General features: G+C 39.6%; 10 protein-coding genes. 6 read left to right on the forward strand and 4 right to left on the reverse strand.

Annotated elements, in window-relative coordinates; translation table 11 throughout:
* Positions 1 to 56 precede the first annotated feature (56 nt).
* The 3 genes from BGP15_RS00350 (at position 57) to BGP15_RS00360 (ending at position 2820) form a co-directional block, all read left to right on the forward strand.
* Positions 57 to 875 (forward strand): hypothetical protein, encoded by an 819-nt coding sequence (locus BGP15_RS00350; RefSeq protein WP_286768390.1) that lies wholly within the window; start codon positions 57 to 59, stop codon positions 873 to 875.
* Between the two features lie 198 nt (positions 876 to 1073).
* Positions 1074 to 2162 carry a DUF6688 domain-containing protein gene (locus BGP15_RS00355; RefSeq protein WP_053003510.1) on the forward strand — a complete coding sequence of 363 codons (1089 nt, stop codon included), beginning with the start codon at positions 1074 to 1076 and terminating at the stop codon, positions 2160 to 2162.
* Between the two features lie 97 nt (positions 2163 to 2259).
* Positions 2260 to 2820, forward strand: coding sequence for an AAA family ATPase (locus BGP15_RS00360; RefSeq protein WP_286768391.1), 561 nt, complete (start codon positions 2260 to 2262; stop codon positions 2818 to 2820).
* Here the strand turns inward: BGP15_RS00360 and BGP15_RS00365 are convergent.
* Together BGP15_RS00365 and BGP15_RS00370 are read right to left on the reverse strand one after the other, a co-directional pair.
* A complete protein-coding gene (locus BGP15_RS00365) occupies positions 2814 to 3392 on the reverse strand; it encodes a TMEM175 family protein (protein WP_046672115.1) in 579 nt (192 codons plus the stop codon). The two genes, BGP15_RS00360 and BGP15_RS00365, sit on opposite strands and share 7 nt — an antisense overlap.
* A complete protein-coding gene (locus BGP15_RS00370; RefSeq protein WP_146753117.1) occupies positions 3385 to 4104 on the reverse strand; it encodes an outer membrane beta-barrel protein in 720 nt (239 codons plus the stop codon). Before BGP15_RS00370 ends, BGP15_RS00365 begins: the two co-directional genes overlap by 8 nt.
* A 261-nt stretch (positions 4105 to 4365) precedes the next feature.
* Here BGP15_RS00370 and BGP15_RS00375 point away from each other — a divergent pair, with 261 nt between their 5' ends.
* The 3 genes from BGP15_RS00375 (at position 4366) to BGP15_RS00385 (ending at position 6230) form a co-directional block, all read left to right on the forward strand.
* Positions 4366 to 4788, forward strand: a complete 423-nt coding sequence (locus tag BGP15_RS00375) for an OsmC family protein (RefSeq protein ID WP_197083963.1) — start codon at positions 4366 to 4368, stop codon at positions 4786 to 4788.
* A gap of 118 nt (positions 4789 to 4906) precedes the next feature.
* Positions 4907 to 5221 carry a hypothetical protein gene (locus BGP15_RS00380; RefSeq protein WP_286768392.1) on the forward strand — a complete coding sequence of 105 codons (315 nt, stop codon included), beginning with the start codon at positions 4907 to 4909 and terminating at the stop codon, positions 5219 to 5221.
* Positions 5222 to 5351: 130 nt separating this feature from the next.
* The gene (locus BGP15_RS00385; RefSeq protein ID WP_286768393.1) at positions 5352 to 6230 is read left to right on the forward strand and encodes a pirin family protein; all 879 of its coding nucleotides are present in this window, start codon (positions 5352 to 5354) and stop codon (positions 6228 to 6230) included.
* A gap of 77 nt (positions 6231 to 6307) precedes the next feature.
* On the opposite strand, the gene BGP15_RS00390 is transcribed toward BGP15_RS00385, so the two are convergent.
* Complete coding sequence (locus tag BGP15_RS00390) at positions 6308 to 10174, reverse strand: TIM-barrel domain-containing protein (RefSeq protein WP_286768394.1); 3867 nt, start codon at positions 10172 to 10174, stop codon at positions 6308 to 6310.
* 117 nt (positions 10175 to 10291) lie between these two features.
* On the reverse strand, positions 10292 to 10559 hold a 268-nt coding region (locus BGP15_RS00395), incomplete at its 5' end, for a hypothetical protein (RefSeq protein WP_286768395.1).

The following is a 10559-nucleotide window of genomic DNA, read 5'->3' on the forward strand; positions in this document are numbered from 1 at the left end:
AATGTTAATTTTTAATATATTAGCAATTACAACATAAGCGATTAAAAACAGTCATTATGGGTTATGATATTAGTTACCACCCCATCTCAGAACAGCAGATAGAAACTTGGTATTTTGACTTGCTCAAAAATCCTGAAAAGATTGAGGAAGTTTCTGCAGTTCACCAACTAGAAGACTTCTATAAAACCAAGTACCAAGACACCTTAAATGCGGGTCGGGAAACCGACAAAAATGATTATTTTGACAAAACCCATGGATTTTTCATTGCTGTTGTCCAAGGTTTTTTCGAAAAATACTTTTATGTGCGCGGTGGAGCCCTATCCTTCTCCAAAAATGACCATTTATCCGGCTATTACAAACAGTGGAATGAATTTGTACAACATGAATTTCTGACCAATAATATCGAAAATAGGCTTGTAGAAAACTATTGTTCGGGTGTCTTTATCCCAGCAGAAAAAGTTGCGCAATTGTTGGTAGACTACCATACTAATCCAACGATCAAGGCTGAACTAGATACGCTATTTTCTGATAACCGTATTGCTGTTTTCCTCAATGCTCTGCAATATGCCAAAGATCGTAACCTTGGTCTTTTGGAAGCAACAGAAGTTGTCGAACCACAACCTTTTGATCTGAATGAATCAAAAAGTTACTCCAACCTCTTTAACTGCGACAAAGAAGGCCCACTTTTATATCAGACAACGGCATTAAAACAGATCCAGGAAATAGAACATCGTCATGGAATTCCTGAAAATGAGATCTTACCAAATGTCAAAACAGAAACAATCCATGCCGACCCTAAACATTTTGACACAACAGATAGTTCGCAAAGCAGTAAAAAAAAGAGCTTTTGGAGCCGGTTATTCGGCAAAGGTTAAACACTGATAATTGCTAGACATTCGGCCCTATAACGATATACTGTTGAAGAAATCTTGAATTCCAACCTATTAAACACTTCAATAATATTGGTTTCAATCAACTATACATATAGACTGCAAAAAAAGACTGCTTTGCATCTGAATTAAACAAAATGATTTGACGATATTCGTCTTAGAATTATAACTGCTCATCCCATTATGATCTTCATTTTTCTTCTTATTATTCTTACGCTTTTCGGAATTTTATATCTGCTTCGTTCTGTTGTCAAAAAACAACAGCGGAAAATAACAATTGTTGAGTATGCGATCATCATCGGTTACCTGATTTCGTTAATGATAACCGGAGTAGGGCTATTATTCCACTCAAGTCAATATAATCAAGCCGTAGATCCTGTAGATGGTGATTGCTATATTCCCTTCGGTGGAAAACACATTTTATCGCTTCTGTTTTATTTCCTAACATTTAATATTTCAGCAATAGCGATTTGGCTCAAAGGACGAAAAATCCCCCCTATTCCTCTTGTTCTAATGCTGATTATGTTAATGATAGGCAGTATGATCAGTGTGTTTGTACTCGTTCAGGTCAGTCACCACGATACGTCCACATTGGATATGTATGTTGGCAACGAGGGAACCTTATACTTTATTTTCACACCAATATGCTGCTTGATCATGGGTGTAGGATTAATCCGTAAAATCATCGTTGAAGAACGGGGTTACGCCTCGACAAGAAGCTATGCCAACGCCACGCTCAACAAGATCAATAACCTACTTTCAGCAAAGCTAAATTACCCCACATGGGCGCTTATTTTACTTGTTCCGGTCTTTCTCTTACTAACAATTATCCTCATCCTTTTGGGGCAGGATCGGGATTCAATGGTGAAAGTTTTCACAGAAACAACCACTTGGGCTTTTTCACAAAAAATGCACCCTCCCATCTTGGATCATCAGGGACATTACCTCTGTACAGTTGCAGCCAAAGGAGATCCCGCCCTTGTAAAACCATTGAGATTAGGCAAAAGACATGGTAACACCATTATCGTCAATAGACAACTCCAAATTGCCAATGCATTCGAAGAAATATTAAGCGATCTATCGCCAGTATTACACCGCTATGTTAGATATTGCTATGATAAATATGGGTTTAATATCTCGATCAAAATAAATTCTGTTAGGGCATCAAATATGACCTATGTCCTGATGAAACCCCTTGAATATTTTTTTCTTTTTTTCCTGTATATGTGCTACGTGGAACCCGAAAAAAAAATTGCCAAGCAATACAGCTGATCTTTTCTGAAAACAGCAAAGCCCTTTTTCGGCAGAGAAACCAAGTTTGGACTAACTTGGGACTTATGATCTGCTAACTTATTACCTTTTAAACATTATGGATCAAACAGCTCAATTTATTGTCCTGACAGGAGGACCTGGTGTCGGTAAAACAACACTATTAAAGGAATTACAACGACTGGGATTTAGTGTTGTACCGGAGGATGCCCGGCGGATTATCCGAGAACAAATGGAAATGAATGGCGACGGCCTCCCCTGGAAGAATAAGCGTCATTATGCCGAGCTCATGCTAGCGGCGTCTTGCAGCGGTTATTCGGAACAGTTGCGTAAAGATCAAACCCGCTATGTGTTTTTTGACCGCGGGATTCCAGATACATTAGCATATATTGCCATGGAAAGTCTTGCAATCGGGGAAGATTGCCTGCGAGAAGCAAGATTGAAGCGTTATCATAAAAAGGTATTCATCTTACCACCTTGGGCAGAGATCTATGCGAATGACAACGAGCGGAAACAAACTTGGCAAGAGGCCAAAAATACCTTCAAGATAATGAAAGAGACCTATACAAAACTGGGTTATGAAACTATTGAGGTTCCAAAAACAACCGTATTTGATCGCGCGCAGTTCATTCTGAAAGTCCTGGATCAGCAAAACTATTGATTCCGCATTTCTTTCTCAATACGGCGGTCGGGAATAATCCACATGATAGCAACCGTTCCGTAAAGCACTAAACTGATATACGGATTGATAAAAGACAGACCTATTCCCAGAAAATACAGTGCGGTAGAAATATTTTCTTTTGTTTTCGATTTGACCGCTTTTTTCAATGCAGAATCTTCGCCCTCAATCTGGATCACAAAATACTCCACGATATGGTAGGCAATAGAACACATAATCAACACAACACCGTAAGCGATAATCGGATCTCGACCAAAATGGGATTCACCTATCCAATTGGTGGTAACCGGCATTAAGGATAGCCAAAACAATAAATGGAGATTGCTCCAAAGTACTTTGCCGTTTACTTTCCGAACGATTTGAAAGAGGTGATGGTGGTTGTTCCAATAGAGTCCCACATACATAAAACTTACGATATAAGAGATGATTTTGGGCAATAAAGGCTTGAGGCTTGCAAAAGTAACCCCTTCAGGTACTTTTAATTCAAGTACCATAATCGTTATAATGATGGCTAGAACGCCATCACTGAATGCTTCTATTCGACCCTTAGTCATTTTTAAATAGTGGGGTTAATAACTGATATTGTAAACCCAAGCGGAATACATTTAATCGTGCGGTACCGGGATCAGCGCCAAGCATCCCGCTGTTGTAATCCTTCAGTCCCCATGAATATCCAGCAAATACGGTATAACGATCATAATTTACATTAAACTGCAATCGAGGGCGTAGATCCAAATCTATAATCTTGCCGCGGTCACGATCAAAACTTGTTTTATTACCCTGCTTATCTTCAATGCTACCATTTTCTTTAATGCTTAACGTTTTGGCAATATCCATACCCAGCTGTATATCCATTGTCATCGGTTCAAAAAAGACACGATAGCCAACAAAAGGATTAAAATTGATAAATTGTTGATTGAGACGGGTTTGACCACGGCTTCCATTCATAAACTCGTTGCCTTCCAAATCAATCTTTGTCTGCAATCGTTCATAGGCGCCTTCCAAACCTAATATCAGGTTGTTGGCAAAAACATACCGGTAGTTTAAAGCACCACCGATATTGATTCCATATTTTTTTCCATAAGGATTATTGGTATAATAGTCCTGCTGCGTAGATCCATTCAACATACTCTTCGCTTCGGCTCCCGATCCCGTAAAGTTGGACACACCGGAAGTAATACCCACTCGTAGTTCGTGCGATTGCGAGAAAGCCATAAAATGGGTTATACCAGCAAAAAGTCCGACAAGTAAAAATCTCTTCATCATAACCGAAATATTAAATTAAAATCCTTAAAAAAATGAGCGTGTTCGATTGTTAAAAGTAAGAAAATTTATGTGATTCAACTTACTCCAATCCTTATTTTTTCTGAAACGGCAATGTTTATTCATCAGCTGAAATCCATCCGCTTGATCGGCTATAAAAAAAAACATCATAAGACAGAATGACTATATTTATTGAACTACATCAATGAAAATGAATCAATTCAGGCTTATTTTTGTTGTATTACAAACAAAAGAATTATCCGTATGAAATATATATTGGAAAACCCTGTCATCGGTCATATTGCCGAGCAGAAATATAAGACCAGCATCCACTGGAGGAATGGTGAATTTATTACGGATGAACCTGAAAAACTTGGCGGAAGAGATCTTGGGCCTGACCCCTACACCCTTCTGATTTCATCGCTTGTATCTTGTACATTAGCTACGCTACGCATGTACATCGATAAAAAAGGACTTGATATTCCAGAAATTTCTGTCAGTTCAAATATGTATCTCAAGATTGAAAAAGGACAGGTGGTTACGTATTTTGATCGCGAGATCGCTTTTGGACAAATCTTAGCGGAGGATACCCGAGAACGACTTCAACAAATTGCCGAAGAATGTCCCATTTCAAAAATTTTAAAGGGTAATGCCATTGTTAATACAGTAATTCGTGCAAATCCTTAAGAAGGAAGCATCACGATAGCGAATGATAAACAAAAGTTGCGCTTCAACTCATCAACATTAGCGTGTAACGAATTTGTGTATCATTATACTAATCATACACTTAAAAATAGCATTCATCATGAAAACCATAAACTTTCTCCTATTGGGTAAAAATGAAGAAATTCTCCTCACGCTCAAGAGAATCATTGAAAGCACACCCAGCTGGAATGCAACGATACAACAGGATTTGGGTACTTGTAAGAGACATCTGATAGACAATCCTGTAGATGTTTTATTATTGAGTTCGGGACTCTCTCCTCAGGAAGAGCATGAAATAACAGATCACCTTTCACGGCTCACTTATCCGATTGGCCTGATCAAACATTATGGCGGTGGAAGTGGACTTCTAAAAAATGAAGTCTACAGTCTTTTTCCAGACTTACGTTCCGTTTAATAATGCCTAGACCACAAGCAACAGCTTCTTAGAGAAACAACTAAAATCCGCTAAAACCCTTTCTTTATTGAACTAGATCAATAGAAATTGGTGGCTAATAGGCTAATTTTGGATACTAAATAATAAGATCATGAACAAACAGAACTTTATAAAAAAAGGCCTTTTGGGTTCCGGAATATTTGCATCAACAGTATCTTCAGCTGATATCTTGAAGAATGATATTGACGAGATAGAACCGCTTGAAACGCTGGATGCCGAAGATGTAAATTATAATTCAGAAAAATTGGAAAACCATAGCGTCCTCCATAAAGCAGCTACACGCGGTCATGCAAATCATGGCTGGTTAGAAAGCAATCATACGTTTAGCTTTGCCAATTATCACGACCCGGAACGTATGCACTTTGGTGTATTGCGGGTACTAAATGATGATATGGTGGCTGAAGGAAGAGGTTTTGGCAAACACCCGCACGATAATATGGAAATCATCAGTATTCCTTTGGAAGGTGATTTGCAACACGAAGACAGCATGGGTAACAAAGCCATTATCCGGAAAGGAGATATTCAGGTCATGAGTGCCGGAACGGGCATCATACACAGTGAATATAATAAAAACACCGATCAGGTGGTGAAGTTTCTTCAGATTTGGGTGTACCCTAATCAACGGAATGTGAGCCCGCGCTACGATCAAATTACATTAGATATCGCACAAAGACAGAATAAATTCCAACAAATTCTTTCGCCCAATCCAGAAGACGAGGGGGTATGGATCCATCAGGATGCCTGGTTTTCTATGGGGCATTTTGACAAGGACGTCCAGACAAAATACCAGATCAAAAAGGCCGGAAACGGTGTATATGTTTTTGTAATAAAAGGCAGTGTTACCGTCGAAGGACAAGAATTGGAGAGCAGGGATGGTTTTGGAATCTGGGATGTCGCTGAAATTAACCTGAAAGTCACCTCAGCAGATACTGAAATCCTACTGATGGACCTCAGTATGATATTGGACTAATTTTATACACTTAGACGTCAATTAACAAAAAGGGGAGCCTATGAGGCTCCCCTTTTTGTTAAGGCTATTTATTATTTTTAGAAAGTAACGGAATTCAGCTTTTTATCAACCAAAATACCATCTATCGCTTTCAGATTGAAGTTGACATTGCGTTTTGCTTTCAATTTAATCTTAAATAAAACTTCAGACCCATTCAAGGTCTCCTTATTGCCAAGATTAACAAAAGTAGCATACAGCGCTTTACTTCCATTGGTGTGAAGACGATCGTTACTATAATTGTTCATCTCTTTCAGCTGTACAGGTTCAATACCGACATATTCAAAATCGCCCTGATTGTACGGAAGAGCAAAACTAAGCGCATTGACAGCTTTAAGATTCTCCCCGCTAATACTGATCTCTACGGTGTCTCCCGACTTCAAGCTTGTTTTTGAGGGAACCAATTTTAGTTTACCAGCTACTTTTTCTTCCTTTGCTGGTTTTGCACCACCTTCGATAACAACAGCGACATTGGAAATATCATAAGCGTCAATCAAATTATTCTTATTGACATCACCATTGCTGACATAACCTTCAAAATCTCCATCACCCAATCGCAATCCCGTATAGTTAATATAAGATGTCAAATCATTATGATCGATCAATCGGTCATTATTAATATCGCCTGGTAGGTAGCTTGACGATCCTGGCACTTTAAACACATATAATTCTCTTCCTGAACCAAAACCACCAACAGCTTCAGAAACTGAAATTTTGATAAATCGGGCCACCGGATGGGTTCCAAAATCAAAACGTTTCATTTCGCCATCACGTTTCCAATCAAAACTACCAGCTTCCGTCCAGGTATCCTTATCGTTGCTATAGAATACTTTTCCTTTTAAAATGATGCCGTTTCCGCCATCGGTTCTTGGAAGATACTCAAACTTATCCAATTGATTAACAGATTTTAGATCTAAGGTCATATCAAACGGAACAGCTGCCTGTCCCCATTTTGTATGCCACATATCCCCCTCATCATAATTGAACAATTTATTGATACCATTTCCGCCTTGGTTATCCACAGAAGTCTCTGCTTTGATTCCTTCGATGGCAAATTCCAATGGATTTGCCTTTGTCTTTGCTGCAAATGTACTCCAATCTGAAACACCAGATTTATTGACAGCTCTAATTTTAAACTGGTAATCAGTTTCCGCGGCCAATCCTTCGAATAGCAATTGACTGTCTTTGATGGTCGAATAGATCAGATTATTGAATTCAATTTCATAATAATCAGCATTTGCAACCTTTTCCCAGGTTGGGGTTAAGGTATATGCTTGTGTATGTTGATCTGTGATAACAGCTTTGGGCGAAGTCAAAGCACCGGTCTGAGCCAGATAGTTGTCAACAGGAGCATATTCGAAACCCTCCAATTGTACTTCTATTGCAGTCGATGAGACATCCTGTTTCGCTAGTCGTACCAGCAACATCGGATTTTTCACCAAAGGTACTTTTTCAAATTCAGATCCCTTGGTTGCAAACTGATTCAGGTTTGGCTGAGCATCGTAGAAATATACGTTTTCAGAAGTATTGAACGCGTCTAAGCTGTTCACTTCTTTAAGTTTATTATTTTTTCCATTGACCTTTACAGTCAATTTCTTAGGTGCTTTGCTAACGTTGAAACGAATTTCGGTAGACTTCATTTTTTCAAATCCGTCAAATTCGCCCTGTGTTGGAGCAATCGTAAAAACAACTTTATTATTGTTTAACTGCGAAGTTAGGGATGTAGTTATTCCCTTACCATACCGATAAGCCTCGGTTTTTCCATCATCATCATATTCCAGGAAATTGGAATTCCCATAAGGATACACCTCATAAATACGTTGATCCTTTTTGATTTCCAGCACATTATTATTCGGGTTTGTCACTGGAATAATGGCTCCATTTTTCACGAAAACAGGCAGCTTCCAAATAGGCACATCAAAGTTATTGATGATACGGCCACCCTGGTATTTTTCACCCGTAAAATAATCAATCCATTCACCATCCGGGAGGTAAATACCATTGCGAATATCATTTCCCTTCTCATCCACACGTGTTTCCTGATAAATCGGTGCCACCAGGAAATTTGGACCATAGAGGTACTGGTATTGCGTTGCCTTTCCAAGCGTATAAGCATTTGCTTGCTCTAAAAACATCGCGCGAATGATGGGCAGTCCATCTACCGCTTGTTTTGCCACACTATAGCTATAGGGAACCAATTGAGATTTCAATTTCAAATATAGACGATTGATCGAAGTAGCTGGCTCGCCCAAAGCATGAGGGTATTTCTCGTTCGATCCCCAGCCATCCATATTGAGTTCCATGGGTGTCCAAGTCTTCCATTGAAAATCACGGATATTGACCTTGAAGTTTTTACCACCAAAGATCCCGTCCATATCAGAGGTAATATTGGGCTGACCCGAAAGTCCCGAGCCGATATATGTTGGTATGTGGAATCGAATATACTCCCATACACCTCCAGTTTGGTCACCCGACCAGATACCCGCATAGCGCTGCGTACCTGCCCAACCATCCAATGAAATAATAAATGGACGAGCGTCGTTGCCATAGTAAGGCATGGTATGCCCTACATCAGCTACCCCGTTGAGACCAAAGGAGTATCCTGGGCCCACCCAGGCCACATCCGTCTTTAGGACTCTCACACCTGCATCCCGTACCTCTTTTACTATATCACGTTGCAGTAATGCACTGATGCTGTCTTTGGGATGGAGATCAGACTGTGTCCATAAACCGATTTCCACACCATTCTTACGTGCATAATCGCCAAACTCTTTCAGGTTTTGGATATTTCCATCTAAAGATGCCGTTTGACCATATCCAGCACCGTAACCATCATTGGGAAGAATCCAACCCAAAGGCATGTCATGGGCTTTATAACGGTCTATGACTGCGCGAGCCGAAAATTGATAATTGTTTTTCTCGCCATTCAGCGATTCTTTGATTCCGCCATTGTCCTTTTGGCTTTCTTTATAGCGTTTGCCATCTTCAAAAAGAATTCCCTTTTCATCTTCTTTCCAAAAATCGCGGTTATAAGCATTAAGATGTCCTTCGTACAAACCAAATTTTGGTAGAAGAATTGGGTTACCCGTCAATTGGTAGAAATCGTTGAGCAAAGGCACAATACCGTCACCAACCATAAAAAAGACATCCAGATAATCCGTATCGTGGGCCAATTTGACTGTGCCAGCGGTTTTGGCTCCAAAGGCGTAACTTCCCTTCTTAAAAGTATGCCACATAAAACCATACCCTTTGGTTGACCAGTAATAAGGGGTTGGAGAGGCAACACCGCCATCGGTCCAGCTGTTCTGATTTTCGATAGCAATTACTTTTCCCTTATGTGAAAAACGTCCATTTTGAACGCCACCACCAAAAAAGTACTCATCCGCATTTTCCTTTAATTCAAGGCTTACTTGTTTGTCCTCAAAAACGACCGGTTTTAAGCTTTCAACTACAATCTTATTGGTTTTACGATTAAGGATACTAAACTGTGAAGTCTGTTTATCCATTGAAAAAAGAATATCGTTGGTGGAGATGCTGACCTTATTACCCTCATCCTTTACTTCGAGCTCAGCGACAGTTTTCCGAGGTTGCTCTACCAATATTTTTGCACCGGGTTTAGCTTCGGGGTCACGAATAATACCACCATGAACATCCTGAAACATCCTAAAAATATGATTACCGTAGAAATCTAAAGTCAGACGTTGGCCATTATCGTATACAATCTCAACTGTAGTCGGATTAATTTTTTGAATCGCGATAATACGATTAACTTGATCGCGACCTATTGTATTGTAATAATTGATCGTACTTACTTTAGCCTCAACTCGAGTGGGTTGAAAAATAAAAGGAGAAGCCAATCCCATCAGTAAACTGACTTGTGCTTTTGTGCTCCAAAAAGATACCTTCATGCGTATGATTTATAATGCATTAAATTAACTTAACAATAATACAATAGTAAATTGAAGTAAAAAAGAGTTTCAGGAATGCAAACGATTGTCCAATAATAATGTTGCAGGCTAACCGAGCTATTGTAGGCTATTCACCAAATATCGAATGTTTACTTCCATGTGGCTTATGAAATGACCATGATGATAAATGCCACATAAAACTGGAGGGATGGCTAATAGTGGTGCACCATACCACTGTGGGTCAGGGCCGGTCGGCGGTACGGAAGATATGCAATAGCATTGTACAGGAAGTACGGGGGTACTTAAACGAAAGAAGCCCTTGACTGTTTCCAGCAAGGGCTTCCGTGTAAAAAAAGGCACCGACCTACTCTCCCACCTGTTACGG

The organism is Sphingobacterium sp. 40-24, from assembly GCF_001899705.1.
Lineage (GTDB): Bacteria > Bacteroidota > Bacteroidia > Sphingobacteriales > Sphingobacteriaceae > Sphingobacterium > Sphingobacterium multivorum.

Excerpts from the sequence above, each read along its gene's own strand:
- BGP15_RS00355 (WP_053003510.1), top strand. The coding sequence starts at position 1,074 with ATGATCTTCATTTTTCTTCTTATTATTCTTACGCTTTTCGGAATTTTA.
- BGP15_RS00375 (WP_197083963.1), top strand. The coding sequence starts at position 4,366 with ATGAAATATATATTGGAAAACCCTGTCATCGGTCATATTGCCGAGCAG.
- BGP15_RS00350 (WP_286768390.1), top strand. The coding sequence starts at position 57 with ATGGGTTATGATATTAGTTACCACCCCATCTCAGAACAGCAGATAGAA.
- BGP15_RS00380 (WP_286768392.1), top strand. The coding sequence starts at position 4,907 with ATGAAAACCATAAACTTTCTCCTATTGGGTAAAAATGAAGAAATTCTC.
- BGP15_RS00370 (WP_146753117.1), bottom strand. The coding sequence starts at position 4,104 with ATGATGAAGAGATTTTTACTTGTCGGACTTTTTGCTGGTATAACCCAT.
- BGP15_RS00365 (WP_046672115.1), bottom strand. The coding sequence starts at position 3,392 with ATGACTAAGGGTCGAATAGAAGCATTCAGTGATGGCGTTCTAGCCATC.
- BGP15_RS00385 (WP_286768393.1), top strand. The coding sequence starts at position 5,352 with ATGAACAAACAGAACTTTATAAAAAAAGGCCTTTTGGGTTCCGGAATA.
- BGP15_RS00390 (WP_286768394.1), bottom strand. The coding sequence starts at position 10,174 with ATGAAGGTATCTTTTTGGAGCACAAAAGCACAAGTCAGTTTACTGATG.
- BGP15_RS00360 (WP_286768391.1), top strand. The coding sequence starts at position 2,260 with ATGGATCAAACAGCTCAATTTATTGTCCTGACAGGAGGACCTGGTGTC.